Genomic DNA, 25,236 nt, shown 5'->3' with positions numbered 1-25,236 from the left:
CTTGAAGTGCCTCCCGCGCTACTGCAACCTGTTCTCGTTCCACGAGAGGGGAGTTGGCCATGGGTGGGACGGAACACCTCACCGTGCAGCGCGAAGGCGCCACACTGGTGCTCACGCTCAACAGGCCCGATGCCAGGAACGCGCTCTCGCTGCCGATGCTCGTCGGCCTCTACGACGGCTGGCTGGAGGCCGACGCGGACGACTCGGTGCGCTCGATCGTGTTCACCGGCGCGGGCGGCTCGTTCTGCTCGGGCATGGACCTCAAGGCCCTCGCCGGCAACGGCATGACCGGCGAGGAGTACCGCGACCGGCTCAAGGCCGACCCCGACCTGCACTGGAAGGCGATGCTGCGCCACCACCGCCCGCGCAAGCCGGTGATCGCGGCCGTCGAGGGCTACTGCGTCGCGGGAGGCACCGAGATGCTCCAGGGCACCGACATCCGCGTCGCCGGAGAGTCCGCGACCTTCGGCCTGTTCGAGGTGAAGCGCGGCCTGTTCCCCATCGGCGGCTCCACGGTCCGGCTCCCACGCCAGATCCCGCGCACCCACGCCCTGGAGATGCTCCTCACCGGCCGCCCCTACAGCGCCCGCGAGGCCGCCGCCATCGGCCTCATCGGACACGTCGTCCCGGACGGCACCGCGCTCGCGAAGGCGCTGGAGATCGCCGAACGGATCAACTCCTGCGGCCCGCTGGCCGTCGAGGCCGTCAAGGCCTCCGTCTACGAGACCGCCGAGATGACCGAGTCCGACGGTCTCGCGGCCGAACTCACCCGGGGCCGGCCGGTCTTCGACACCGCCGACGCCAAGGAGGGCGCCCGCGCCTTCGCGGAGAAACGACCGCCCGTCTACAAGCGCGCGTAGCCGCTGCGCCGGCTTGGCCGGTTCAGAGCTGCGGGTCGTCGGTGGCTGAGCGCGCAGTTCCCCGCGCCCCTCAGGGGGCGCGCCCGTGCACGCCGATTCGAAGGAGGCAGGCCCTCAATGTCCGCAGTTCTCAAGGCGCCGCTCGTCGTCGAATTTCCCTTCACCCGCTCCCTCGGGCCCGTCCAGAGTGCCTTCCTGACCGGTCTGCGGGAACGTGTGATCCTCGGGGTGAAGACCCGCGACGGCCGTATCCTGGTCCCGCCCGTCGAGTACGACCCCGTCACCGCCGAGGAGATCCGCGACCTCGTCCACGTCGGCCTCACGGGCACCGTCACCACCTGGGCCTGGAACCATGAGCCTCGCCGCGGCCAACCCCTGGACACGCCCTTCGCCTGGGTCCTGGTGCGACTCGATGGCGCCGACACCGCCCTCCTGCACGCCCTCGACGCCCCGGGCCCCGACGCCGTGCGCACCGGCATGCGCGTCCGCGTCCGCTGGGCCGAGGAACGCATCGGCGCCATCACGGACATCGCCTGCTTCGAGCCGTACGACGGAGAGGTCTCCACCGTGACCGTCCACGCGGGCGAGTTCGAGGGCCCGGTCACCGGGATCGTCGCCGCCGCCCGCCTCGACTACACCTACTCGCCCGGGCGCGCCCAGACCGCCTACATCAACGCCCTCGGCGGCCGGCGGATCGTCGGCGAGCGCTGCCCGTCCTGCCGGAAGGTCTACGTCCCGCCGAGGGGTGCGTGCCCCACATGTGGGGTGGCCACAGCCGAACAGGTCGAGGTGGGGCCGCGCGGCACAGTGACCACGTTCTGCATCGTCAACATCAAAGCGAAGAACCTCGACATCGAGGTGCCCTACGTCTACGCCCACATCGCCCTCGACGGCGCGGACCTCGCCCTGCACGGCCGGATCGGCGGCATCCCGTACGACGAGGTCCGCATGGGGCTGCGCGTCGAGCCCGTATGGACCGAGGGCGGCCGTTATCCCGACCACTACCGGCCCACGGGCGAACCGGACGCGGACTACGACACCTATAAGGAGCTGCTGTGACGAGCGCACCGCGGGACCGCGAGATCGCCGTCGTCGCCTTCGCCCAGACCGTCCACCGGCGCACCAGCGAAGAGTTCTCCGAGGTGGAGATGCTCATGCCGGTGCTGCACGAGGTCCTCGACCGGACCGGCATGAAGACCGCGGACATCGACTTCACCTGCTCCGGCTCCAGCGACTACCTCGCCGGCCGCGCCTTCTCCTTCACCCTCGCCCTCGACGGGGTCGGCGCCTGGCCGCCCATCTCCGAGTCGCACGTCGAGATGGACGGCGCCTGGGCCCTGTACGAGGCCTGGACCAAACTCCTCACCGGTGACGCCGACACCGCCCTGGTCTACGCGTACGGCAAGTCCTCGCCCGGCTCGGTCCGCGACGTCCTCACCCGCCAGCTCGACCCCTACTACGTCGCACCCCTGTGGCCCGACTCCGTCGCGCTCGCCGCCCTCCAGGCGCAGGCCCTCATCGACGCCGGCGACACCGACGAACCGGCGCTCGCGGCCGTCGCCGCCCGCGACCGGGAGAACGCGGCGGCCAACCCCCACGCCCAGCTGCGCCACAGCGTGCCGCAGGGCGACCACCTCGTGCGGCCCCTGCGCACCGGCGACTGCCCGCCCATCGGCGACGGGGCCGCCGCCGTGATCCTCGCGGCGGGCGACCGGGCCCGCGACCTGTGCGCACGCCCCGCCTGGATCCGCGGCGTCGACCACCGCATCGAGGCCCACGGCCTCGGCGTGCGCGACCTGACCGACTCACCCTCCACCCGCCTGGCCGCCGAACGGGCCGGCGCCTTCGAACGGCCCGTCGACACCGCCGAGCTGCACGCGCCCTTCACCGCCCAGGAGATCGTCCTGCGCAAGGCGCTCCGCCTCGGCGACGGCGTCGTCGTCAACCCCTCCGGCGGTGCCCTCGCCGCCAACCCGATCATGGCCGCCGGTCTCATCCGCATCGGAGAAGCCGCAGCCCGCATCCACCGCGGCGTGTCCGACCGCGCCCTCGCCCACGCCACCTCCGGCCCCTGCCTCCAGCAGAACCTGGTCGCCGTCCTCGAAGGGGAGCCCCGATGAGCAAGGAGCCCGTGGCCGTCGTCGGCGTCGGCCAGACCAAGCACGTCGCGGCACGCCGGGACGTGTCCATCGCGGGACTCGTCCGGGAGGCGGCCCGCCGGGCCCTGGACGACGCCGAGCTGTCCTGGGCCGACATCGACGCCGTCGTGATCGGCAAGGCGCCCGACTTCTTCGAGGGCGTCATGATGCCCGAGCTCTACCTCGCCGACGCCCTCGGCGCCGTCGGCAAACCCATGCTCCGCGTGCACACCGCGGGCTCGGTCGGCGGATCCACCGCCCTCGTCGCCGCCAACCTCGTCGCGGCCCGCGTCCACGGCACCGTCCTCACCCTCGCCTTCGAAAAACAGTCCGAGTCGAACGCCATGTGGGGCCTGTCCCTGCCCATCCCCTTCCAGCAGCCCCTGCTGGCCGGAGCCGGCGGGTTCTTCGCCCCGCACATCCGCGCCTACATGCGGCGCACCGGCGCCCCCGAGACGATCGGCGCCCTGGTCGCCTACAAGGACCGGCGCAACGCGCTGAAGAACCCCTACGCCCACCTGCACGAGCACGACATCACCCTCGACAAGGTCATGGCCTCGCCCATGCTGTGGGACCCGATCCGCTACTCGGAGACCTGCCCCTCCTCCGACGGCGCCTGCGCCATGATCCTCACCGACCGCGCCGGAGCCGCCCGGGCACCGCGACCGCCCGCCTGGATGCTCGGCGGCGCGATGCGCAGCGAACCGACCCTCTTCGCCGGCAAGGACTTCGTCTCCCCGCAGGCCGGCCAGGACTGCGCGGCCGACGTCTACCGGCAGGCCGGGATCACCGACCCCCGCCGCGAGATCGACGGCGCCGAGATCTACGTCCCGTTCTCCTGGTACGAACCGATGTGGCTGGAGAACCTCGGCTTCGCCGGCGAGGGCGAAGGGTGGAAACTCACCGAGGCGGGCGTGACCGAACTGGACGGGGACCTGCCCGTGAACATGTCGGGCGGTGTGCTGTCCACCAACCCCATCGGCGCCTCCGGCATGATCCGCTTCGCCGAGGCCGCGCTCCAGGTGCGCGGACAGGCCGGAGAACACCAGGTGGACGGCGCCCGCAGGGTCCTCGGGCACGCCTACGGCGGCGGTTCGCAGTTCTTCTCCATGTGGCTGGTGGGAGCCGAGCCTCCGGACTCCTGAAAGGTCCCGCTCACGTGCCCTGTTGGCCATGGGGCACGATCGCTAGGCTGGCCGCGGACGACGAACCGGGAGGAGCACGGACGTGGCCGAGACCACCACCCAGCAGCGCCCGCTCACGGGCTGGGACAAGCCGGAGCTGGACCTCACCAACGCACAGTGGCAGTCCAGCAGCCGGGGGCGGGGGGATGTCCAGATCGCCTTCGTCGAGGGCTTCATCGCCATGCGGAACAGCGCCCGCCCGGAGAGCCCCTCCCTGATCTTCACGCCCGCCGAGTGGGGCGCGTTCGTGTCGGGAGCGCGGGAAGGGGAGTTCGACCTCACCTGACGCGACGCCGCGCGACCTCGACCGCGGCATTCCGCGAACCGTCCCGGACCGGCCGTGACCCCACGGCCGATCCGGGGGTGTTCCGCCCGCATTTCCGGACACGCGACCTGAGACGTCCTCCCCGGGCCCGCGCCTGAGCCAGGCTGGCCCCTCGAGGCACGGTCGTATCCCGGAAGGCGAGGAACCCATGAGCACCCTGCCGGTCATCGCGGCGGTCGACGGTTCGGACGGCAGCCTGCGCGCCCTGGACTGGGCCCTCGACGCCGCCCGCCGCCGGTCGGCACCCCTGCGTGTGGTGCACGTACGCCAGTACGCCCACTGGGTGCAGCCCGAAGTGCTCGCCGCCGGACCACCGGACCCGCGGGCCGACCCGGTGCTCGACCGGGTCCGCGAACATGTGGAGAGCCTCTCCGCCCGGCCGGACACGGAGTACCTCGGCCTCGAGGGCGCGCCCGGTGCCGTCCTGCCCGAACTCGGCTCCTCCGCCCAGCTGCTGGTCCTCGGCTCCCGGGGCCGCGGCGGCTTCGCCAGCCTGCTGCTCGGCTCCAACGGCATGGCCGCCGCCCGCGACGCCGAGTGCCCCGTCGTGGTGGTGCCCCGGCCCGGACGCGACGTCCCCGGCGAGGCGCCGTCCGGTCCCGGCCCGCGCGTGGTCGTGGGCCTGAAGGTGGACGGCCCCGACGAGGCCACACTCGAGTTCGCCTTCGCCGAGGCCGCCCGGCGCGGCGCCCGGCTCCAGGCGGTCGCCGCCTACCCGTGGCCCGCGCAGCCCTGGATGACACCCGGCGAACTGCCCCCGCCGATCGTCGACCAGGACGTCATCGAGGACGAGACCCGGGTCCTCGCCGAGGGCTTCCTCGCCCCGTACCGCGAACGGCACCCCGACGTCCGGGCCGAGACGGTCCCGGCGGCGGGCGACGCCGCCGGACACCTCGTGGCGGCCTCCCCGGGCGCCGACCTCGTCGTCGTCGGCCGCCACCGGCGGCACCTGCTGGCACCCGCACGCATGATGGGCTCCGTCACCCACGCCGTCCTGCTGCACGCAGCGAGCCCCGTCGCGGTCGTCCCGCCGGCCCCACCGGAGGACTGACCCCGAGGTAATGGATACGGGCAGGCCTATCATTAGGTCCATGCGGGAACCGATCAGCAGGGACGCCCGGCTCGCCCTGGACCTGGCCCTCACCGTCCGGCACGACGGCAACGGCGGTGTCGCCGACGACCTGACCGACCCGGCAGGCCTGACCGCCTGGCTCCGGGCACACCCCGAGGCCCTGCCGGACGCCGGCCGTCTCACCGCCGACGCCGCTCGGCTCACCGCCGTCCGGGACCTGCGGGCCGCCGTCCGCGCCCTCTTCGCCCACGCCGTGCGCCCCGGCGAACCGAGCCCCGCAGACGCGGCCCGCCTCCTGCACGTACCCGAAGCCGTACGGCGCCTCAACGCAGCCGCCGCCCGCACCCCCACCGTGCCCGTCCTGGACTGGCCCGAGGGGACCGCACCCGACGTCCGTCACCAGCCCGTACACGGCGGCGACGACCTGACGGCCGCCCTCGCGCACGCCGTGATCGCGTTCCTCGCGAGCCCCGACCGCGACCGGCTGCGGGCCTGCCACGCACCCCGCTGCGTGCGGTACTTCCTCAAGGACCACCCGCGCCAGGAGTGGTGCACACCGTCCTGCGGCAACCGCGCCCGCGTGGCCCGCCACCACCGACGCCACCGGACGACGGCCTGAGACCACCCTCGGGGGTGTCCGCAAAGTCCCGCCTGCCCCGCGACGCCCGGCACGCCCTCTCGCCGCAACGGGCGAACACCCGCGTACAACCGGTACGCGGGCGTCCGCCCGGCACTCCCCAGCCTTCGGCCGGGGGACCCCCAGAGCACACACCGAACGCCGCGGGGCCCGCCCTCCGGGCGGACGACGGGACTTCGCGGACACCCTCGAGGCCCGATCGGGTCGTCGCCCGGGCGGCACTTCGCAGGCCGGGCCACGTACCATGGCGGCATGTCGTTCCTCCGCCGCCGCAGCGCCACGCCCGCCGGGCCCGACTTCGACGTACTGGCCATGGACCCGGGCGACTGGCCCGGCAACCTCGGTGCGGGACTGCTGCCCGCCCCCGACGGCACCTGCCAGGGCGTCTTCCTGCGTTACGACCTGTTCGGCGGCCGCGGCCCCGCCATGATCATCGGCAACCTGCCGGAGGGCTCCCCGGCCCGCGAGGTCCCCGAGGGACAGGTTCCCTTCGAGGTGGCGCAGCTGCTGCTGGCGCTGGAGAACGACGAGGAGGTCACCGTCGTCGGCACCGAGGACGTGCCGGTGATGCAGGGCGACAACCTCCTGATCGTGCGCCGCGTCAAGCTCTCCGAGGGCCGTATCTCCTGCGTGCAGTTCGACCGCAGCGACAACGTCCTGGTGACCATCGCCGCCTGGGACCGCCCCATCACGGACGACCTGTACACCCTCCTCAAACCGCTGCCCGCGGAGCTCTTCCAGCAGGGCTGAACCCGGCGGCAGTCCGCACACGAAAGGGCCGCTGTGTGCCTGGCCAGGCACACAGCGGCCTCTTTGTCCCCGTCAGCGAGTGCCGACCGCCGCGCGCACGGCCCGCCGGGCCATCTGGCAGTCGTCGTGCAGCCGCCGCAGCAGCAGCCGCTGCTCCTCGCCGGACGGCGCAGCACCAGGGTGGGCCGGACCCGGTGCCGCCGGGGTCGTGTCGTGCATGGAACGCTGCACGGCCGTCTCGTACGTACGGATCTCCCGGGTCAGCACCAGCATCAGGTTCACCAGGAAGGCGTCCCTGGACGCCGGGCCCGCCGACTGGGCGATCTGGCTGATCTGCCGACGCGCGACCGGTGCGTCCCCGAGCACCGACCACAGCGTCGCCAGGTCGTACCCCGGCAGATACCAGCCCGCGTGCTCCCAGTCCACCAGCACTGGACCGGCCGGTGACAGGAGGATGTTCGACAACAGTGCGTCGCCGTGGCAGAACTGGCCCATGCCCTGCCGCCCGGCCGCCTGCGCGATGCCGTGCAGCAGCTTCTGGAGATCACCCAGGTCCCGGTCGGTGAGCAGGCCCAGCTCGTGGTACCGCGAGATCCGGGCCGCGTAGTCCAGCGGGGCGTCGAACGTGCCCGCCGGCGGCCGCCAGGCGTTGAGCCGGCAGATCGCGCCGAGTGCCGCCCTGATGTCCGCCCGCGGTGGCGCCTCGGCCGGGTGCCGCTGGAGCGCGGCCACCCGCCCCGGCATCCGCTCGATCACCAGTGTGCAGTTGTCCGGGTCCGCCGCGATCAGTCTCGGCACCCGCACCGGAGGGCGGTGCCGGACGAACGAGCGGTACGCCGCTATCTCGTGGCGGATCCGCTCGGACCAGGCGGGGGAGTGGTCCAGTAAACACTTGGCGACGGCCGAGCTGCGACCGGTCGTGCCGACCAGGAGCACGGACCGCCCGGTGCGGCGCAGGACCTGCACCGGGGCGAACTCCGGGCAGATGCGGTGCACGGACGCGATCGCCGTGCGCAGCTGCGCGCCCTGGGGGCCGGACAAGTCGAGTCTCCCGCTGAGCGGTTGGGAACCGAGGACCGCGCCGCGCCGTGCCCTGCCCGCACCGAGCACAGGGGCCGCCGGCCGCGCGGGGGCGAGGTAGGGGCCGCTGTCCGTGGGACGGGGGTGCAGCGACCGGGGCGGGGCGGACACGGAGGACGATGCTGCGTACATGGGCGAAACAGATCCCTTCGTGTGCCTGCGACGACAGTGCACCACCCGGCCCGGGCTCCCGGGAGCACCCTGGGGAATGTCCCTGCGGCGACCGGGTCGGGGTGGCGCGTTCCTACCTGACACCCGATGACCAGTGGCACACCATCTGGCGCACCCTGGCGAACCCTGGCGAATAGTCGCCCGGCAAGTCTCCCCGGGCTACTGTCAACTCAGCCGAGAACCTGGGGGCTTGACGTGAGCGGACAACCCAACACCCGGCTCGCGGACCTGTTCGGCCTGGCCGGCTGGTCCAAGGGCGAACTCGCGAGGCTGGTCAACCGGAAGGCGGCGGCCATGGGCCACCCCCAGCTGGCGACCGACACCTCCCGGGTGCGGCGGTGGATCGACATGGGAGAGATCCCGCGCGATCCGGTGCCGCGGGTGCTGGCGGCTCTGTTCACCGAGCGTCTCGGCCGTGTCGTGACCATCGAGGACCTCGGTCTGGTCCGGCACGGGCGTGCGGGGAAGCGGCAGGGCGGCGGGAGTGCGGAGTCTCCCGACGGAGTGCCGTGGGCGCCCGAGCGGACCGCCGCGGTCCTCACCGAATTCACGGGAATGGACCTCATGCTCAACCGACGCGGCTTGGTGGGCGCGGGCGCCGCGCTCGCCGCGGGATCCGCACTCAGCAGCGCCATGTACGACTGGCTGCACACCGACCCGGCCCTGGCTGCCGACGCTCCCGACCTCGACCATCCCCTGCACGCCGACCCCGCTGGGTTCGACCGCTACGAGGCCGCCCCCATCGGGTCGCAGGAGATCGAGGAACTGGAGCGCTCGGTCGAGGTGTTCCGCGCCTGGGACGCGGCCCGCGGCGGCGGGCTCCAGCGCAAGGCCGTGGTGGGCCAGCTCAACGAGGTGGGCGGCATGCTCGCCTACCGTCACCCACCCCATCTCCAGCGGCGCCTGTGGGGCGTCGCCGCCAACCTGGCCGTCCTCGCGGGCTGGATGTCGCACGACGTCGGCCTGGAGCCCACGGCCCAGAAGTACTTCGTCATCGCCGCGCACGCGGCCAGAGAGGGCGGGGACCGGCCCCGCGCGGGGGAGGCACTCTCCCGCGCGGCCCGCCAGATGGTCCACCTGGGCAAGCCGGACGACGCCCTGGACCTCATGAAGCTGGCCCAGTCCGGCTCCGGCGAGGAGGTGCTGCCGCGCACCCGGGCCATGCTGTGCACCGTCGAGGCCTGGGCGCAGGCCTCCATGGGCAAGGGCCAGGCGATGCGACGCACCCTGGGGCAGGCGGAGGACCTCTTCGTCTCCGACAAGGCCGACGTCCCGGCACCGAGCTGGATGCAGCTGTTCGACGAGGCCGACTTGTACGGCATGCAGGCCCTGTCCTACCGCACGCTGGCGGAGTTCGAGCCGGACGCGGCCGTGCACGCGCAGTACTACGCGGAGAGGGCCCTCGCCCTGCGGATCGACGGGCGGCAGCGGTCGAAGATCTTCGACTACCTGTCGATGGCTTCGGCGTGCTTCATCGCGGACGATCCCGAACAGGCGGACCGGTACGCGCGACTGGCCCTGGTGTCGATGGGCTCCAACTCCTCCCACCGCACCTGGGACCGGCTGCGCCAGATGTACCGGCTCACCGCCCAGTACTCCGGCTACCCGAAGATCCAGGAGCTGCGGGAGGAGATCAAGCTCGCCCTGCCGAAGCCGAAGGGCAGGGGAGGAAGCAACGCACAGGCCTGAGTTTCCTATGCCGTGACCTTGGCGACGAGCACGCAGGCGTTGTCCGCGCGCTCGCCCTCGCCGAACTCCTGGACCACCGTCCGCAGGCAGTCCTGCGCGGTGGCGGTTCCGGTCAGACGCGGCGCCAGATCGAGGAGGAGGTTCGCGGCCGCCGTCCCGGTGTGCCCGGGCACCAGCCCGTCGGTGTGCAGGAGCAGCAGATCGCCCACCTCGAGGGTCTCTTCGGCCTGCCCGTAGACAGCGCCCGAGGTGGCGCCGAGCAGGACGCCGTCCGGTGCGTTCAGCACACGCCCCGTCCCGTCGCGGAACAGCAGCGGGGCGGGGTGCCCGGCCTGCGCCCACGCCAGGGTGCGGGTTTCGGGGCGGTAGCGGCAGCAGACGGCGCTGCCGAGGGCGGGTTGCACGGTGGCGTCGAGTAACTGGTTCAGCCAGGCCATCAGCCGGCCCGGCGGGGCGCCGGCCATCGCCATGCCGCGGACGGCGCCGAGCAGCATCGTCATGTTCGACGTGACGCCGACGCCGTGTCCGGTGAGGTCGCCGACGCTGAGCAGCGTCTCGCCGTCGGACAGTTCGAGCGCGTCGTACCAGTCACCGCCGATCAGCGTGTGCGTGGACGCCGACAGGCGCCGGGCTGCGAGGTCGAGGGTCCTGGGACCCTGGTGCGGGAGCCGCAGGGAGCCGAGCCACGGCGGCAGCACGGCCTCCTGCAACTCGACCGCGAGCCGGTGCTCGGTGCGCGCCTCCTGCTGCCGGTCGGGGAGCGAGTCACGGGTCTCGCTCACCACCCGCTGGCTGCGGCGCAGTTCACTCACGTCCCGCAGTACGGCCCACATCGAGGCGGTGCTGCCGTCGGTGTCGAGCACCGGTTCGCCCATCATGTGCACGGTCCGGACGTCGCCGCCCTGGCGTGCGATGCGGAACTCGCCGTCGATGGGCCGGGCGTCGACGAGGCAGTTCGTGACCATCGCCGTCAGCTTCGGCCGGTCCTCGTCGAGCACCAGGGACGGCAGCTCGTCGAGGGTGAGCGGGGGAGCGGCGGGGTCGCGGCCCAGGATCTGGTAGAGCTCCCCGGACCAACTGGCCTCGTCCGTCAGCAGGTTCCACTCGGCGCTGCCGACCCGGCTGAGCAGTGAGCCGGGCGCGGGCGCGGCGGGTTCCGGGGGCGCTGTGGGCAGGGGCCCGTCCCGCAGCTGGGCCAGGTGCTCGTCGAGGTCGTTGAGCTGGTGCAGGGCCAGGTCGTACAGGGCGCGCTGCCAGCGTCCCCGGGGGTGGTCCGATTCCGCCCGCTCGACGTCGCGCCGCACGGCGTCCACGTCGCCCTTGAGCCGCCGCGTCTGCGAGATCAGCGCGTCGACCGAGCCGCGTCCGGGCGGCTGGGCGGCTGGACGGTCCGCGGAGAGGTGGGACGGCATGACGCACTCCGATGCGGGGACGGTACGGCCAAGGCGGACGGAGGGACCGTTACGACTGTGGCACAGCCCGCGACGCCCTGTAAGGGATTTGGCAACACACGATACGGTGGTGCTTCTGGCATATGCCGCAGTCTCACGGAGTTACTCCGAGGTAGGCGCGGAGCAGGCCCTCCGGGGGATCAAGTCGTAGATTACACAGGGAGTTTGACGGTCCGTCGGAAAGGCGCCACCCGGTTGCCGCACGTGTTCGACGGCCCCGTGTTCGAGGGCTTCAGTACCGCAGGACTCCGGCGATGCCCTCCGCCTCGCCGAGTGCGCCGTCCGGGACGAAGCGGACGTCGGCTCCGGTCTCCAGGCACTGCTCGACGATCTCGTCCACGATGTCTTCACGGGACTCGCGGGACTCGCGGGACTCGCGGGAATCGAGCCCGGCGCTCTCGGCGAGGATCAGATGGTCCCCGGCCTCGCTGACCGTCACGCGGTAGTTCTCCTCGACGGCCAGCAGCCGGACGCGCCCGTCCCGGGCGCTCTGCCAGAGCTCGTCGACGCCGGCGGCGAACTCCCGTCGTCCGCGGGCCGTTTCGAGGGCGCGGGTCACGGCGTCCGTGTCCCTTCGGGCCTCCGCCGCGATCACCGGCCGGATGGCCTGCCACACCGACTCGGGCGTCCCGTGCGCGAGACCGCCGTGCGGGACGTGCACCGCGCCCTTGGTGGCGCTGCCGACCTCGTCCAGCAGGGCGAGTGCGGCCGGCGGGCCGGTGACGTACAGCGGCCGCGGGTGCTCGCGCAGGACGGTGCTCATCGCGGTGTCGATCTCGCGCAGGAACTGGCGGGTGCGCTCCTCCCGGAAGGCGCTCGGCAGGTCGCCGATCCGCTCCTGCCGTTCCGGGTCGAAGTTCTCCACGCGGCGGGTCAGCGGGAAGCCGTCGGAGCGTTGTTCGACGACGCGGTCGGTGCCGCCGTTCCACAGGGTCGCGCGGTCCGCGGAGAGCGACAGCACCCAGAACGGCCGCTCCGCCGTGTGTGCGGAGACGAGGTTGCGGGTGAGGAAGGTGTCCGAGAGCACCACGCGTTCGGGGACGGACCGGGCGAGCGACCACACGTGGTGCTCACCGGAGGCGGCGAAGATCGCCAGACCGTCCTCGGCGTGCGTCAGATCGACCTCGGACAGGGCCTGGTCGAGGTGGCGGGAGACCTCGGCCCGCCGCTCGCGGCTGACCGCCGGATCGGCCTCCAACTGCCGCTTGGCCTCGGCCACCGCGTTGCGCAGCCGGACCTGGTCCTGGGTCTTGTAGGGATCGCGCCGGTGGGTCGGCGTCAGCACGGAGACCGCGGGGTAGGGGCGCGGGCGCCGCAGTTCGGCAAGGGTCGCGGGACTCAGAACGTGCTCCATGACAGAACGATAGAGCGGATCGGCCATGGGGGCATTCGGGGCAATCGGCACCCACCTGCCGAGGCGCAGCGGCCCGGAAGTTGGGGAAGTTTTTGCCGCTGGCAGTTTCTCGACGGAGGTCGCCCCGACAGGGAGCGGGTCACCGGATATTGCGCATGCAAAGCCCGGTCGAAAGTGGGGGCGCGGGCCGCGCTCATGTTACGGGCGAGTTGGCCACGCGCCGGTCGCTGTCACGCAGTCGAAATCTAGATGGTCAACACAATTAATTTGCGGGAGCTACGCGTATGTGCGCCGAGGGACCCGCCCGCCTCGGACACCGCAGGCTCGCGATCATCGACCTGCCCGGGCGGCCGTCAGCCCATGACCGCCGCCACCCCGCACGGCACCGCGCCCTGGTCTACTCCGGCGAGGCCTACCACTTCGGCGAACTGCGCGGCGAGCTCACCGCCCGCGGCCACCGCTTCACCACCGACTCCGACACCGAGGTCGTCCTGCGCGGCTACCTCGAATGGGGCGACGCCGTCGCCGAGCGCCTGAACGGCATGTACGCCTTCGCCGTCTGGGACGGCCGCACCGACCGGCTCCTGCTGATCCGCGACCGCATGGGCATCAAGCCCCTCTATTACCACCCCACGCCGGACGGCGTCCTGTTCGGCTCCGACCGCACCGGCGTGCGCCACCGCGTCTACTGGGAGCCGCGGACCCGGCTCCACACGACGACCGCGACACCACCGTCGCCACCGTCCGCTCGCTCCTCGACGACATCGTGCGCCGCCAGCTCGTCGCCGACGTGCCCCGTTGCACCCTGCTCTCCGGCGGTCTCGACTCCTCCGCCATGACGGCAGGACCTGGAGACGTACGTCGCCGACAGCTACCGTTCCGCCGTCGCCGGGGTGCAGCGCCTCGACGGCGAGAGCGACTTCGAGTTCCGGATGCGGCGGATCAGCCACCTGCACCTGACCCGGTTCGTCCGGACCTGCTCGACCGCAAGGACCGCGACGGCATGGCCGTCGGCCTGGAGGTCCGGGTGCCGTTCTGCGACCACCGGCTCGTCGAGTACGTCTACAACGCGCCCTGGGCGCTGAAGTCCTTCGACGGCAGGGAGAAGAGCCTGCTCAGGGAGGCGACCGAGGACCTGACCCCCCGGTCCGTGTACGACCGGGTCAAGAGCCCCTACCCGTCCACGCAGGACCCGAAGTACGCGGTGGCCCTGCGGAACCAGGCGGAGGACCTCCTGGCACGGCCGGACCACCCGGTCTTCGGCCTCGTCGACCCCGAGCGGCTGCGGCAGGCCGCGCACCCCGACACGCCCGTGAGCGGCCGGGCCGGGGCCTGGAGCGGGCCCTCGACCTGGCGATGTGGCTGGACCTGTACGCACCCGAGGTCTCACTCGGCTGACCGGAGGACCCGTGGCCGCACCGGCTCACTCGGTGTCGTGGTCGGAGCCGCAGGAGCTGCCGTCCGGCGGGAGCGTGCCGTACAGCAGGAACGCGTCGACCTTGCGGTGCACGCACTTGGAGGAGCCGTAGCCGGTGTGGCCCTCGCCCCGGTTGTCGAGCACCACGGCCGACGACCCGAGCCGTTCGGCCGTCTCGACCGTCCAGCGGTACGGCGTGGCGGGGTCGCCTCGGGTGCCGACGAGCAGCATCTTCGGGGTGTCGAGGTCCTTGACCTCGTCACGGATGAAGTCGGTGCCCTTGGGGCGGCCATAGCACATCAGCACCTGGGTGAGCCGGTACCGGCCGAAGACCGGCGACGCCCGCTCGTACCGGGCGCGCAGCCGGCCGAGGTCCCTGCCGACCTGCTCGGCGGCGGGGCGGTCGGGATCGTCCGCGCAGTTCACCGCCATGAGCGCCGCCGGCAGGTTGTCCAGGGGCACGTCCTGTGGGTCGGTGAGCCCGGCGTGCGCCGCCCGCCACGGCGGGTGGGCGACGCCCCCGGACGCGAAGGCCTCCAGGCGGCTGGTGTCGCCGTCCTCGAGCAGTTGCGCGACGGCCCGCTGCAACGAGGGCCACAGCTCCCTGCTGAACAGCCCCTGCGCGAGGGCGCCCGCGAAGTCCTGGCCGGAGAACGCCTCACCGAAGTCGGTCGGCACCGGGTCCCGGTCGAGCGACTCGACCACCTCGACCACGTGCTCCCTGGCCTCCCGCGGGTTCTGCCCGAACGGGCAGGCGATGTCCTCGGTGCACCAGGCGAGGAAGTTCTCCAGCGCGGTCTGCTGCCCCTGTGCGCTCACCACACCCTGCTCGGCCAGCGGCTCCGTGAGGGTGTCGACGCCGTCCAGCACCATCCTGCCGACCTTGCGGGGGAACTGGGCCGCGTACACCGCGCCGAGTCGGCTGCCGTAGGAGAAGCCCAGGTAGTTGAGCTTGCCGTCGCCGAGCGCGTCGCGTATGACGTCCAGGTCGCGGGCGGCGTTCACCGTGCCGATGTGGCGCAGGACGGGACCCGAGTGCTCGGTGCACTCGGCCGCCGCGTCGCGCAGCTTGCCGAGTACGGCCTGCGGGTCGGCCACGGCCGCGTCGCCGTCCGTCGCGTCCAGCGGGTCGTCCGGGGCGTTGCCGCAGCTGACCGGCGAGGAGCGGCCGACGCCCCGGGGGTCGAAGCCGACCACGTCGTAGCCGTTCGTCAGGCCCATGAAGTCCTTGCCGGCCATGGCGAGCTGGCCCACGCCCTGACCCCCCGGGCCGCCGAAGTTCAGCAGCAGCGAGCCCCGGGACTTTCCCGTGGCCCGGTAGCGGGCCAGGGCGAGATCGAGGGTGCCTTTCCCGGGCCGGGCGTAGTCGAGGGGGACGGTGACCTTGCCGCACTGGAGGTCCTTCGGCATGTCCTCGCCCTCGCACGCCGACCACTTGACCTTCTGGTCGTAGAAGCGCGTCAGGCCGGGCGCGGGGTCGTCCGCGGTCGGCAGCCCCGCACCCAGCAGGGCCAGCCCGGCCGCACACGGAACCGCGCAACGCCTCACCGAGGAGCGCGTGGACAGCTTGGCCAGCATCGATGCCTCCAGAGGGCGCCCACAGCGGACCGGGGACCGGCGCCCTCGCTCACCATAAGCGCGCACCGGAAGCCTCGCCTCCGGACGAGCGGGCGGGGGAGGAGTGCCTTATCCTGCGCGGCCGCGTCGCGCATACGAAGGGCTTTACCGCTAGTTCGACAACCGGGCCGCTCGATGGAGTGAAAGGCCGATAAGCCATAACTCGGATGGGCCGTCCGCGTTTTATCTCGTGCGGGTGAGTGCCCGCGACGATGTCTGGAAGGCAGGGAACCTATGAAACGGGTTACCCGAAACGGTGTGATCGCCGTCGCGGCCGCCTCGGGCGCGATGGCTCTGACCGTCCCCGCGTACGCCGGTTCCGGGGCGGAGGGCTCGGCGGCCGGTTCGCCCGGTGTGGTCTCCGGAAACACCGTCCAGCTGCCGGTGCACGTCCCGGTGAACGTGTGCGGGAACACCGTGAACGTGGTGGGGCTCCTCAACCCCGCCGCCGGCAACAGCTGTGTGAACAAGGACGACGGGCGGGCCGGCCGGCCCGGCGAGCCCGGCGGCGCGCTCGCGGAAGGCAGCGGAAAGGATTCCCCGGGTGTGGTCTCCGGCAACGGCGTGCAGCTGCCCGTCGACCTGCCGGTCAACGTCACCGGCAACACCGTGGACGTGGTCGGCGTCGGCAACCCGTCGACCGGCAACGAGTCCTCGAACGCCCCCGGCGACCGCCCGGTCCGCCCCCACCACCCCGCCGGGCCGGACGCCGAGCCGCCCACCCCGCCCCGGCCGCACCCCGCCCCCGAACCGGCCCCGCGCACCGCTCCCCATGCCGTGGCCCACCATGCCGCCGGCGCCCTGGCCCACACGGGCACGGGCCACACCCTCCAGGCCGTCGCCGCGAGCGCGGCACTGGTGCTGGGGGGAGTCGTCCTGCGCCGGCGGTTCCGCCCGGGGACCGACGGCTGAAGGGACGGCTCGCCCGCGCCTTGCCGGAGCCGTCACGGAGGCGGTGCCGTCACACCGCCTCCGCCACCCCCGTCAGCAGCACCATCCCGGAATCCCCGTAGTCCGGCAGGGTCGGGTCCGGGTCGATGTGGGTGACGTCCAGGTCCCGGGTCAGCGGGGTGAAGACCGCGGTCACGGTGTCCGGACCGACCGGGCAGCCGGGCCAGCGGGACGCCGGGCCGATGCGGTACGTCGGCATGTTCTCCATGAAAGCGGCGACCAGATGGCCGCCCGGCTCGACGGCGCGGACGAAGGTGCGGCAGAACTCCGCGAACTCGGCGAAGTCCTCCGTCGCACCCTCGGCGACGAAGTGCATGGAGGCGAGCTCGTACGAGCCGGCCGGCAGGGTCCGGACGTCGGCGTGGACGACGTTCACATGCGCCAGCGCCCCGGCCAGCGTCGCCGGCACGTCCGGGTTGAGCCGTCGGCACAGCGCGTGGAAGGGCAGCCAGCTCGCGTCGAGGCGGTGGCAGATCTGGTCCCGGAGATAGGCGACGTTGCTCGCGCCCGCCTCCACCGCGTCGATCCTGCGGCTCGCGGCGGACGCGAGGATCAGCGGGTAGAGGTTGGGCCCCGCCCCGAACTCCACCGAGCGGGCGACGGCGCCGGGCCGGAAGCGGCGGTAGAAGGCGCTGTGGTGCGCGATGACCGCCGCGTCCGCGGGATGCACCTCGCGGTAGTTCTCGCGCAGGTAGTCGGCGACCGGCCAGCGGTCCCAGTCCACGTCGTCGTTGTGCGTCGTCATGGCCCTCTAGCCCTTCAGCCGCAGGGGGAAGCGCTCGGACAGCCGCGTCAGGGTCCCGTTCAGGCGGTCGATGTCGTCGTCCGAGTTGAGCGCCGTGATCTGGACACGGAAACCGACCCGGTCGCGGGGCACGAGCGGATAGGCGGCGAGCGTCACGTAGATGCCCTCCTCCCACAGGTACGCGGCGACCGCGTCCAGGTCCGCGGGGTTGGCCAGCGGAACCTCCACGATGGGCAGCCGGTCTGTGTTGAGGGTGTTCACCCCGAGGCCGTCCAGGTGAGCGAGCACCCGGACCGCCTTGCGGTACAGGTCGGCGCGGATGGCGTCGCCCCGCCGCTCGTTGACGTCCAGCCCGGCCAGCGCGGTGGCCAGCGACGCCGTCGGGGACGGCCCCGAGTAGAGATAGGGGGCCGCGGCGGTCTTGAGGCGGTTCTTGAGCTCCGGCGGCAGCGCCAGGAACGCGAGCAGCGACGAGTACGCCTTGGAGAAACCGGCCACGAGCACGATCCCGTCGTACGACTCCCCGGTGTGCCGCACCACGCAGTTGCCGCGCATGCCGTAGGGGCAGGACTCGTCCGGTCCGCGTTCCCCGATCACGCCGAAGCCGTGCGCGTCGTCGACGTACAGCGTCGCCCCTTCGGCCCGGCACACCGCGACCAGCGCGGGCAGGTCGGGGATGTTGCCGCTCATGCTGTTGACGCCGTCCAGGCACACCAGCCGGGGCGTGCCCGGCGGCACCCGGGACAGCAGGGCGCGCAGCTCGTCGGGCCGCTCGGCGTGGTAGCGGTGCAGGGTCGCGCCCTGCGCGCGGGCCACCACGCAGCCGTCGTAGACGGTGCGGTGCGCGGTCGCATCCACGAAGACGTGCCCGTCCTCGGCCAGCGCCGGGATCACCGAGGCGTGCACCAGCGTCAGCGTCGGCAGCAGCAGCGTGTCCGGCGCGCCCAGCAGCGCGGCGAGCCGCTCCTCGATGTCGGGGTACAGCCGCGGACTGCCCAGCAGCCGCGACCAGCTGGGGTGCGTGCCCCACGCGCGCACCGCGGGATCGACGGCCTCCATGATCTCCGGGTCCCAGTCGAAACCCAGGTAGTTGCAGGACGCGAAGTCGATCAGCCAGTGGTCGCCGCTGCGGATGTGCCGGCCGCGGACCTCGTCGAGGACCGCGTCGCTCATCGGGCTGGTGCGGCGCAGATGCTCCAGATCCGCCCAGCGCGCCTCCCGGCGTCCCCGGGCGGCGTCGGGACGCGGCCGCCGCGCCCGGGGTGGCGCGAAGGGGTGGGTGCTCGGCTCCCGCAGCGTCTGCGCGCTCTGCTCCACCGTCATGGGCCGGGCGAAGAGGTACCCCTGCCCGAACCGGCAGCCCATCCCGGCCAGCAGGTCCCGCTGCGCGGTGTTCTCGATGCCCTCCGCGATGACCTGGAGGCCCAGGGTGTCGGCGATCCGCACGATGCCCTCGACCAGGACGACCTGCTGGGCGTCGCGCGCGATGTCGTCGATGAACGATTTGTCGATCTTCACCACGTCGATGGGGAAGTCCCGCAGGTAGCGCAGCGAGGAGAAGCCGGTGCCGAAGTCGTCGACCGCGATGTGCACCCCGAGTTCCTTCAGCGTGTGCAGCACCGTCTGGAGGCGGTCGTCGCGGTGCAGCAGCACCGTCTCCGTCAGTTCCAGCTGCAGGGACCCGGGCTCCAGCCCGGGTGTGCTCAGCGCCTGGCCGACCTGCTCGACGAAGCCGGCGTCGCGGAACTGGCGCGCGGAGACGTTCACGCTGACGTACGGCGGACGGGCGGGACCCGGCAGCCGTTGCAGGCCGGCGATGTCGCTGACCGCGTTCTGAAGCACCCACGAGCCCAGCGGGCCGATCTGCCCGGTCTCCTCGGCCAGACTGATGAACTGGTCCGGCTCGACGGACGGCCGCAGCTCGTCCGGCCAGCGGACCAGGGCCTCGAACCCGACGACCTCGCCGCCGGTGATGTCGACGACGGGCTGGTAGCGCAGCGAGAACGCCTTGTCGGCGACCGCCTGGGCCAGCTGGGACTGGAGGTCGTGCCGCGCGACCATGCGGCTGCGCAGCAGCGGCCGGTAGCGGCGCCACTGCCGCTTGCCCGCCGACTTCGCCGCGTACAGCGCCAGGTCGGCGTGGCCCAGCAGCTCCTCCGCGTCCGTACTGTCGCGCGCGGTGGCCACGCCCACGCTGGCGGACACCGTCACCGACTCGTCGGCCAGGTCGAACGGCCGGCCCAGCGTCTGGATCACCTGGGCCGCCAGCAGCTCGGCGTCGAGCGGCTGTTTGGCGCCCTCCATCAGCACGGCGAACTCGTCCCCGCCCAGCCGGGCCGCGGTGTCGGTGCGCCGCAGCGTCCGGGCCAGCCGGTTGCCGACGGCGATCAGCAGATGGTCGCCCGCCCGGTGCCCCATCGTGTCGTTGACCAGTTTGAAGTCGTCCAGGTCGATGAAGAGCAGACAGGTCAGGGACGACTCCCGGCGGCCGCGCAGCAGGGCGCGCTCGATCCGCTCCAGCAGCAGCGTCCGGTTGGGCAGACCGGTCAGCGAGTCGTGGAAGGCCCGCTGCGTCAGCTCCTGCTCCAGCCGCCGCTGCTCGGTCACGTCCCGCAGCGTCACCACCAGGCCGGAGACGGTCCGCTCGTCCCGGAAGTCGCTGCACCGCACCTCCACCTCGACCCGCCCGTCCCGGCGCCGCACCCACCAGTGGTCGTGTCCGGGCCGTGCCCCCCTTTCCCGTACGGCGGTCAGCTCCCGGGCGGCCCGCTCCCGGTCCCCGGGGTCCACCAGGTCCGGCAGCGGGACGCCGATGAGGTCGTCGGTGCCGAACACGGACAGCGCGGACGGGCTGGCGTACCGGATCCTGTCGTCGTCCTCGAGGATCAGGATGACGTCGGAGGCGTTGCGGACGAGGGTGCGGAAGTACGCCTCGTTCTCCCGCTGGATGACCTCGTGGCGCAGCGTGACCCGTTCCATGGCCAGGCCCGCGTGCGACGCCAGGATCTCCAGTGAGCCCCAGGTCTCGGTGAGCTGCTGTTCGGGGGCGGCGACCAGCAGGACTCCGGGGGCGGTCCCGGCCGGACGGTCGGGCTGTGTCATGGGGCAGGCCAGGACGGAGGGCAGGCCGTCCAGTTCGGCGGCGAGGGCGGGTTCGAGGGCGGCCGGGCTCACCAGGTGGCTGCCGTGTGCGCCGAGGTCGCCCGTGCGTTCCGTCGGCAGCAGCAGCGTCCGGTGCGGTACGTCCGGCCCCATCAGCCGGTCGACCGCCGTACGGCAGGACTGGTCGACCTCCTCCTGCCGGAAGGCCGAGACCAGCGAGGCGGCGGCCCCGCGCAGCGCGAGTTCCCGTGTCACCGCATGGCGATGGGCCACGACCATCCCCGCCAGCCGCGCGATCACCAGGAGGAACAGCACGCCCGAGAAGGCCGCGATCACGGCGGCGTCCCGCGTCTGCTTGCTCAGCCCCTCGTACAGCAGGATTCCCGGCGCGATGAGCGTGGCCACGGCGAGCATGACCAGCCGGCGCGGTGGCGGCAGCAGGGACTCCCGCTGTGGCACGGCCGCGGTCAGCGCGACCATCGAGGGATGCAGGGCGGCCAGGCCCCAGGCGGTGTAGAAGGCGATCCAGCCGAGGTCCAGCAGGGTGCCGGTCTGCCACAGGTCCTTCAGTTGCAGGATCCCGTACGCGATGTCGAAGCCGAGCAGTGTCACCGTGCCCACGACCAGCAGCCGCACGGCACGGTTGGGCCCGTCTAGCGGACTCGGGGTCAGCAGCCGGGCCAGCAGGGCCAGCACGAGGACGTCGCCGAGGGGATAGGCGATGCTGATGGCGCGCTGCTCCCAGGTCAGCCCGTGCACCACCGTCAGCGGCTGCACCAGGTACACCCACACCGGCAGCGCGAGGCCCGCGGTGATGATCAGCGCGTCGAGCAGGCTCGGCACGTCGCGGTCGGCCCACCGGTGCCGGACGAGCCCCGACAGTCCGATGGCGAAGAGCGGATAGGTGGCGAGGTAGCAGGCGTCGGCGGGGGAGGGGAACGGGTTGGAGGCGTCGAAGTACTCCTCCATCACGTTGTAGTACGTGTCGCCGGCGATGAAGGTGAGCAGTCCGCCGGCCAGGAACCACCAGGGCCACTGATGGGCGGGCCGGTGGACACGGATGCCGGTCACCACGGCGACGACGCCGGCGAGCCCGATGACGGCCCACAGGGCGGGAGCCACCGCCGGGACGGTCATGTACACGATTGTGACAACCGTGACGAGGGCGATCTGGGCGGCCATCAGCCGACGTGCTGACAGCAAGGACATGCGCCTCCCCCCGTCGGGGAGACCGAGGCGTAGACCCGGTCTGTTGAATTCGATCGTAAGTTCGCCCGTGCGGCCCTGCATCTCGGGCGGCCGGCCCCGCAAGGCCCCGACGGAGGGGAACTGCCCGGCGGGCCGGGGCCGCCCGGGTCCCTCAGCCGCGTCCCCGGTGGAACCGCACGTGCAACTCCCTCACCCGATCCGTCAGCTCGGGCACCGGGCCGTCCACGACCACACCCGGTGCGACCCCCTGGACGGGGAGCGCCCGCACCGGCGGCGCGGGTGCGCCCAACTCACCCAGCCAGGAGGAGAGTTGTGCGGACGAGGCGACGTAGACGATGCGGCCCAGGCCGACCCAGGCGTGCGCGGCCGCACACATCGGGCAGTGTTCGCCGGAGGTGTAGACCGTGGCCGCCGCCCGCTCCTCGGGAGTGAGCCGGGCCGCCGACCAGCGGGCCAGTTCGAATTCGGGATGCCGCGTGCGATCGCCCGAGGCCACGCGGTTGTGGTCCTCGCCGAGGACCGTGCCGTCCCCGCCGACCAGGACCGAACCGAACGGCTCGTCCCCGGCTTCGAGCGCCTCGGCCGCGAGCTCCACGCAGCGGCGCAGGTACGGCAGTTCCGTGTCCCTCACGACCATGGTGCCGGGCCCTTCCTGGTGACGGTGTGATCAACGGGACTGTAAGGCCGCCGGGGGCGGCGGCCGCACCGGTAAACGCGTTGCCGGGCCGCCCGGCGCGTGCTGGGGTGTGCCCATGACTCCTACGGATCACACCGCGCTGCTCGCCCTGTTCGACCGTGAGCTGCGCGAGGGGGCGCCGCCGGACGGCCCCGGGGCCCGCGTCGAGCGGACCGGCGACGTGGTGCGCCAGGTCGCCGCAGCACAGGGCTGGAACGGCGTCCTGTGGTCCGCCCTCGACGAGGCGGCGGCGGACGCGGCCGTCGCCGGGCAGATCGCCCACTACACCGGGCTCGGCCTCGAATTCGAGTGGAAGCTGTACGGGCACGACCGGCCGGCGGACCTCGGGCAGCGGCTGCGCGCGGCCGGATTCACGCCGGAACCCGAGGAGACGCTGATGATCGGCGAGATCGCGGCTCTCCCCCTCGACGCCGAACCTCCCCAGGGCATCCGCGTCGAGCCGGTCACCGATCCGCGGGGCGTGGGCCTGGTGGCCGACGTCCACGAGAAGGCGTTCGGCGCGGACAGCTCCTGGCTGCGCGACCAGCTCCTCACCCGGCTCTCGGCCGACCCGGACACCGTCGTCGCCGTCGTGGCGATGGCCGGTGACGAGCCCGTGAGCGCGGCCCGTATGGAACTCGTGCCCGGCACGCGGTTCGCCGGCCTGTGGGGCGGCGGCACGGTCGAGAGCTGGCGCGGCCGCGGCATCTACCGCACCCTCGTGGCCCACCGCGCCCACGCCGCCGCGGCACGCGGCTACCGCTACCTCCAGGTCGACGCCTCCCCGCAGAGCCGGCCGATCCTGGAACGCCTGGGCTTCACACCGCTGACCACGACGACGCCGTACGTGTACACGCCGTAGCCGGCCGCCCCGTCCCGGCCCGGATGTCACATGCGCGCCCGCCCGATCCGTCGCATGGTCATGACGACGAACCAGAAGAACCAGAGCATCCTCCTCGCCGGCGCGAGCGGCGTCCTCGGCCGGCACGTCACCCGTGCCCTGACCGAGGCGGGCCACAAGGTCACCGGACTCGGCAGGAGCCCCGACAACGGCATCCGCGCCGACCTCATGGACCGCGACGCACTGCTGCGCGCCGTCGACGGACTCCACTTCGACACCGTGATCCACGCCGCGACCGCCCTGCGCAAGCCCCCCATGCGCGACCGCGACATGTTCGCCACCGACGCGCTGCGCACCGAGGGCACGGCCCACCTCGTCGAAGCCGCCCGCCTCACCGGGGCCCGCCGCTTCGTCGTGGAGTCGATGGTCTTCGGCTACGGCTACGGGGACCACGGCGACCGCCCGGTCACGGAGGACGACCCCTTCGGCCCGCGTGGCAGGACCCCGCAGCTGGAGCGGCACGTCGAGGGCATGCGGACCAAGGAACGGCTCGCCTTCGAGAGCGAGGGGCTGGAGGGCATCGCCCTGCGCTTCGGCCTGTTCTACGGCCCCGGCGGCACCGACGCCCTCCTGCCCCTGCTGCGCAGGCGGCAGATGCCGTTGCCCGCCGACCGGGGCCGGGTGCTGCCGTGGGTGGAGCTCACCGACGCGGCCCGCGCGGTGCTCGCCGCCGTGGAACGCGGCCGGTCCGGGCAGGCGTACAACATCGCCGACCGCACGCCGCTCGGCCTGCGTGCCCATGCCGAGTGTGTGGCCGAGTTGTTCGGACTGCCGAGGCCGATGACCATACCGCTGTGGCTGGTGAAGCCCATGTCGTAATGCACACGGTGATGTCGTCGCGGCTGGTGGTCTCCTGCGCCAAGGCGGAACGCGAGCTGGGATGGACGGCGCGGTACCCGTCCAGCCGCGAGGGGCTCGCCGCTATGCGGTCGGTAGGCCGCTGATGCCGGGGGCGCGGCCCGTCAGCGGCGCGCCTTCGAGCGGTCCAGTGCGGCGACGCCGAGCGCGGCGAGCCCGATCTGGATGAGCCACTCGACCCAGTCGACGCCCTCGGTGTCGGCGACGTCGAACGCGCCGGCGATCGCTGAACCGGCCAACGCGGCGAGGATGCCGACGAGGATGGTCCACAGGATGCCGATCCGCTGACGGCCCGGGACCACGAGCCGGCCCAGGACGCCGATGACGATGCCGATCACGATGGCACTGATGATGCCGTCGATCTCCATCTCCGCCCCTTTTCCTCAAGCCCCCGCTGTAGTGCTTCCGCCCCCCGGACGGCCGGGACACTCCGGCGCGGACACGGAGAGGCCGGCCCGGGGTGCGGACCGGCCTTCGGTTTCCCTTCCGGTGGGTCTTCCCTTCCGGTGGCTCTACGGCCTCGCGGAAGCCTTCGCCGCCGTGGCGGTGCACGCCAGACCCAGGATCACGGCCAGCGCACCGATGATGATGTTGTTCCACACGACGCCGGCGTCCGGACTGTCGCCGACGACCCACGGCGAGATGATCATCCATACGCCGAGTGCGCACATGGCCCAGCTCAGGCCGTACATGCGCTCCGGAGCGCGAGTGAACCCGAGCGCCAGCAGGCCGATCGCGATGCCCATGATCAGATTGTGGGTCACGAGCGGCGGCTGGCTGGTCGTGTAGTGGACTATCCACGGGGAGGCCGCGCAGTACAGACCGAGCAGGAACACCGGTCCGTCCACGAGCGCCACATCGCGACCACCGAGCACGCGGGCGTACCGGTCCCGCATCTCGGAGGCATCGGGATGGCTGGTGATGTCACCCCTGGTGGGCGAGACGTTGGCCATGACTCGTCTCCTTCGTCTTGCAGGGCGACCGCGTCTGGTGGGGTGTGCGGTAAGCGCCGCGTAAGCACATTCTGCTCTTATTTTTCCTTTATGTGT

The 25,236-nt window shown here is 72.5% G+C and carries 22 protein-coding genes and 1 pseudogene; 14 read left to right on the top strand and 9 right to left on the bottom strand.

Annotation, left to right across the window (positions count from 1 at the left end; translation table 11 throughout):
* The first annotated feature begins 59 nt into the window (after nt 1–59).
* The 8 genes from ACIBL4_RS36815 to ACIBL4_RS36780 all read left to right on the top strand — a co-directional run bounded on the left by ACIBL4_RS36815 (nt 60) and on the right by ACIBL4_RS36780 (nt 6,966).
* Nucleotides 60–860, top strand: coding sequence for a crotonase/enoyl-CoA hydratase family protein (locus ACIBL4_RS36815; RefSeq protein ID WP_399416160.1), 801 nt, complete (start codon nt 60–62; stop codon nt 858–860).
* A gap of 117 nt (nt 861–977) precedes the next feature.
* Complete coding sequence (locus ACIBL4_RS36810; protein WP_399416159.1) at nt 978–1,919, top strand: Zn-ribbon domain-containing OB-fold protein; 942 nt, start codon at nt 978–980, stop codon at nt 1,917–1,919.
* A complete protein-coding gene (locus ACIBL4_RS36805; RefSeq protein ID WP_399416158.1) occupies nt 1,916–2,980 on the top strand; it encodes a thiolase domain-containing protein in 1,065 nt (354 codons plus the stop codon). Before ACIBL4_RS36810 ends, ACIBL4_RS36805 begins: the two co-directional genes overlap by 4 nt.
* Nucleotides 2,977–4,143 carry a thiolase domain-containing protein gene (locus tag ACIBL4_RS36800; RefSeq protein WP_399416157.1) on the top strand — a complete coding sequence of 389 codons (1,167 nt, stop codon included), beginning with the start codon at nt 2,977–2,979 and terminating at the stop codon, nt 4,141–4,143. Before ACIBL4_RS36805 ends, ACIBL4_RS36800 begins: the two co-directional genes overlap by 4 nt.
* 82 nt (nt 4,144–4,225) lie before the next feature.
* Entirely contained in the window at nt 4,226–4,468 is a 243-nt protein-coding gene (locus ACIBL4_RS36795) for a DUF397 domain-containing protein (protein WP_010033039.1), read from the top strand.
* A gap of 187 nt (nt 4,469–4,655) precedes the next feature.
* Nucleotides 4,656–5,558, top strand: coding sequence for a universal stress protein (locus tag ACIBL4_RS36790; RefSeq protein WP_399416156.1), 903 nt, complete (start codon nt 4,656–4,658; stop codon nt 5,556–5,558).
* Nucleotides 5,559–5,598: 40 nt separating this feature from the next.
* Nucleotides 5,599–6,198, top strand: coding sequence for a CGNR zinc finger domain-containing protein (locus tag ACIBL4_RS36785; protein WP_399416155.1), 600 nt, complete (start codon nt 5,599–5,601; stop codon nt 6,196–6,198).
* Between the two features lie 270 nt (nt 6,199–6,468).
* Nucleotides 6,469–6,966: a hypothetical protein gene (locus ACIBL4_RS36780; RefSeq protein WP_399416154.1), complete on the top strand. Its 498-nt coding sequence runs from the start codon at nt 6,469–6,471 to the stop codon at nt 6,964–6,966.
* Nucleotides 6,967–7,038: 72 nt separating this feature from the next.
* On the opposite strand, the gene ACIBL4_RS36775 is transcribed toward ACIBL4_RS36780, so the two are convergent.
* Nucleotides 7,039–8,178, bottom strand: a complete 1,140-nt coding sequence (locus ACIBL4_RS36775; RefSeq protein WP_399416153.1) for an aminoglycoside phosphotransferase family protein — start codon at nt 8,176–8,178, stop codon at nt 7,039–7,041.
* A gap of 234 nt (nt 8,179–8,412) precedes the next feature.
* Here ACIBL4_RS36775 and ACIBL4_RS36770 point away from each other — a divergent pair, with 234 nt between their 5' ends.
* Complete coding sequence (locus ACIBL4_RS36770) at nt 8,413–9,906, top strand: hypothetical protein (protein ID WP_399416152.1); 1,494 nt, start codon at nt 8,413–8,415, stop codon at nt 9,904–9,906.
* A 5-nt stretch (nt 9,907–9,911) separates the two neighbouring features.
* Here the strand turns inward: ACIBL4_RS36770 and ACIBL4_RS36765 are convergent, their stop codons facing one another.
* Nucleotides 9,912–11,318 (bottom strand): PP2C family protein-serine/threonine phosphatase, encoded by a 1,407-nt coding sequence (locus tag ACIBL4_RS36765; RefSeq protein WP_399416151.1) that lies wholly within the window; start codon nt 11,316–11,318, stop codon nt 9,912–9,914.
* A 271-nt stretch (nt 11,319–11,589) separates the two neighbouring features.
* Nucleotides 11,590–12,711: a chemotaxis protein gene (locus ACIBL4_RS36760; RefSeq protein ID WP_399416150.1), complete on the bottom strand. Its 1,122-nt coding sequence runs from the start codon at nt 12,709–12,711 to the stop codon at nt 11,590–11,592.
* A 284-nt stretch (nt 12,712–12,995) separates the two neighbouring features.
* Here ACIBL4_RS36760 and ACIBL4_RS36755 point away from each other — a divergent pair, with 284 nt between their 5' ends.
* Complete coding sequence (locus tag ACIBL4_RS36755) at nt 12,996–13,550, top strand: hypothetical protein (protein WP_399416149.1); 555 nt, start codon at nt 12,996–12,998, stop codon at nt 13,548–13,550.
* Nucleotides 13,478–13,948, top strand: a pseudogene (locus tag ACIBL4_RS36750) (asparagine synthase-related protein); the annotation flags it as partial. The gene ACIBL4_RS36755 and the pseudogene ACIBL4_RS36750, both read left to right, overlap by 73 nt.
* Before the next feature lie 186 nt (nt 13,949–14,134).
* On the opposite strand, the gene ACIBL4_RS36745 reads toward ACIBL4_RS36750, so the two are convergent.
* Nucleotides 14,135–15,706 carry an alpha/beta hydrolase gene (locus ACIBL4_RS36745; RefSeq protein ID WP_399416148.1) on the bottom strand — a complete coding sequence of 524 codons (1,572 nt, stop codon included), beginning with the start codon at nt 15,704–15,706 and terminating at the stop codon, nt 14,135–14,137.
* A gap of 273 nt (nt 15,707–15,979) precedes the next feature.
* Here ACIBL4_RS36745 and ACIBL4_RS36740 point away from each other — a divergent pair, with 273 nt between their 5' ends.
* On the top strand, nt 15,980–16,657 hold the full coding sequence (locus ACIBL4_RS36740; protein WP_399416147.1) for a chaplin: 678 nt from the start codon (nt 15,980–15,982) through the stop codon (nt 16,655–16,657).
* Nucleotides 16,658–16,706: 49 nt separating this feature from the next.
* Here the strand turns inward: ACIBL4_RS36740 and ACIBL4_RS36735 are convergent, their stop codons facing one another.
* From ACIBL4_RS36735 to ACIBL4_RS36725, 3 genes are all read right to left on the bottom strand, one after another.
* A complete protein-coding gene (locus ACIBL4_RS36735) occupies nt 16,707–17,441 on the bottom strand; it encodes a class I SAM-dependent methyltransferase (RefSeq protein WP_399416146.1) in 735 nt (244 codons plus the stop codon).
* Between the two features lie 6 nt (nt 17,442–17,447).
* The gene (locus tag ACIBL4_RS36730) at nt 17,448–21,752 is read right to left on the bottom strand and encodes an aminotransferase class I/II-fold pyridoxal phosphate-dependent enzyme (protein ID WP_399416145.1); all 4,305 of its coding nucleotides are present in this window, start codon (nt 21,750–21,752) and stop codon (nt 17,448–17,450) included.
* Nucleotides 21,753–21,903: 151 nt separating this feature from the next.
* On the bottom strand, nt 21,904–22,389 hold the full coding sequence (locus ACIBL4_RS36725) for a nucleoside deaminase (RefSeq protein WP_399416144.1): 486 nt from the start codon (nt 22,387–22,389) through the stop codon (nt 21,904–21,906).
* Nucleotides 22,390–22,504: 115 nt separating this feature from the next.
* On the opposite strand from ACIBL4_RS36725, the gene ACIBL4_RS36720 reads away from it, so the two are divergent.
* The gene (locus ACIBL4_RS36720; RefSeq protein ID WP_399416142.1) at nt 22,505–23,290 is read left to right on the top strand and encodes a GNAT family N-acetyltransferase; all 786 of its coding nucleotides are present in this window, start codon (nt 22,505–22,507) and stop codon (nt 23,288–23,290) included.
* A gap of 54 nt (nt 23,291–23,344) precedes the next feature.
* Nucleotides 23,345–24,148 carry an NAD-dependent epimerase/dehydratase family protein gene (locus ACIBL4_RS36715; protein WP_399416141.1) on the top strand — a complete coding sequence of 268 codons (804 nt, stop codon included), beginning with the start codon at nt 23,345–23,347 and terminating at the stop codon, nt 24,146–24,148.
* Nucleotides 24,149–24,291: 143 nt separating this feature from the next.
* On the opposite strand, the gene ACIBL4_RS36710 is transcribed toward ACIBL4_RS36715, so the two are convergent.
* Nucleotides 24,292–24,555 (bottom strand): GlsB/YeaQ/YmgE family stress response membrane protein, encoded by a 264-nt coding sequence (locus ACIBL4_RS36710; protein WP_399416140.1) that lies wholly within the window; start codon nt 24,553–24,555, stop codon nt 24,292–24,294.
* Between the two features lie 144 nt (nt 24,556–24,699).
* A complete protein-coding gene (locus tag ACIBL4_RS36705; RefSeq protein WP_307179439.1) occupies nt 24,700–25,140 on the bottom strand; it encodes an SPW repeat protein in 441 nt (146 codons plus the stop codon).
* Nucleotides 25,141–25,236: the final 96 nt, after the last annotated feature.

The organism is Streptomyces sp. NPDC050416 (assembly GCF_044458845.1).
Lineage (GTDB): Bacteria > Actinomycetota > Actinomycetes > Streptomycetales > Streptomycetaceae > Streptomyces.
This window is presented reverse-complemented; position numbering and strand designations above follow the sequence as displayed.

Coding starts and splice junctions, on each gene's coding strand:
- ACIBL4_RS36815 (WP_399416160.1), top strand. CDS start 60: ATGGGTGGGACGGAACACCTCACCGTGCAGCGCGAAGGCGCCACACTG.
- ACIBL4_RS36810 (WP_399416159.1), top strand. CDS start 978: ATGTCCGCAGTTCTCAAGGCGCCGCTCGTCGTCGAATTTCCCTTCACC.
- ACIBL4_RS36800 (WP_399416157.1), top strand. CDS start 2,977: ATGAGCAAGGAGCCCGTGGCCGTCGTCGGCGTCGGCCAGACCAAGCAC.
- ACIBL4_RS36790 (WP_399416156.1), top strand. CDS start 4,656: ATGAGCACCCTGCCGGTCATCGCGGCGGTCGACGGTTCGGACGGCAGC.
- ACIBL4_RS36785 (WP_399416155.1), top strand. CDS start 5,599: ATGCGGGAACCGATCAGCAGGGACGCCCGGCTCGCCCTGGACCTGGCC.
- ACIBL4_RS36780 (WP_399416154.1), top strand. CDS start 6,469: ATGTCGTTCCTCCGCCGCCGCAGCGCCACGCCCGCCGGGCCCGACTTC.
- ACIBL4_RS36775 (WP_399416153.1), bottom strand. CDS start 8,178: ATGTACGCAGCATCGTCCTCCGTGTCCGCCCCGCCCCGGTCGCTGCAC.
- ACIBL4_RS36765 (WP_399416151.1), bottom strand. CDS start 11,318: ATGCCGTCCCACCTCTCCGCGGACCGTCCAGCCGCCCAGCCGCCCGGA.
- ACIBL4_RS36760 (WP_399416150.1), bottom strand. CDS start 12,711: ATGGAGCACGTTCTGAGTCCCGCGACCCTTGCCGAACTGCGGCGCCCG.
- ACIBL4_RS36755 (WP_399416149.1), top strand. CDS start 12,996: ATGTGCGCCGAGGGACCCGCCCGCCTCGGACACCGCAGGCTCGCGATC.
- ACIBL4_RS36745 (WP_399416148.1), bottom strand. CDS start 15,706: ATGCTGGCCAAGCTGTCCACGCGCTCCTCGGTGAGGCGTTGCGCGGTT.
- ACIBL4_RS36740 (WP_399416147.1), top strand. CDS start 15,980: ATGAAACGGGTTACCCGAAACGGTGTGATCGCCGTCGCGGCCGCCTCG.
- ACIBL4_RS36735 (WP_399416146.1), bottom strand. CDS start 17,441: ATGACGACGCACAACGACGACGTGGACTGGGACCGCTGGCCGGTCGCC.
- ACIBL4_RS36730 (WP_399416145.1), bottom strand. CDS start 21,752: ATGTCCTTGCTGTCAGCACGTCGGCTGATGGCCGCCCAGATCGCCCTC.
- ACIBL4_RS36725 (WP_399416144.1), bottom strand. CDS start 22,389: ATGGTCGTGAGGGACACGGAACTGCCGTACCTGCGCCGCTGCGTGGAG.
- ACIBL4_RS36720 (WP_399416142.1), top strand. CDS start 22,505: ATGACTCCTACGGATCACACCGCGCTGCTCGCCCTGTTCGACCGTGAG.
- ACIBL4_RS36715 (WP_399416141.1), top strand. CDS start 23,345: ATGGTCATGACGACGAACCAGAAGAACCAGAGCATCCTCCTCGCCGGC.
- ACIBL4_RS36710 (WP_399416140.1), bottom strand. CDS start 24,555: ATGGAGATCGACGGCATCATCAGTGCCATCGTGATCGGCATCGTCATC.
- ACIBL4_RS36705 (WP_307179439.1), bottom strand. CDS start 25,140: ATGGCCAACGTCTCGCCCACCAGGGGTGACATCACCAGCCATCCCGAT.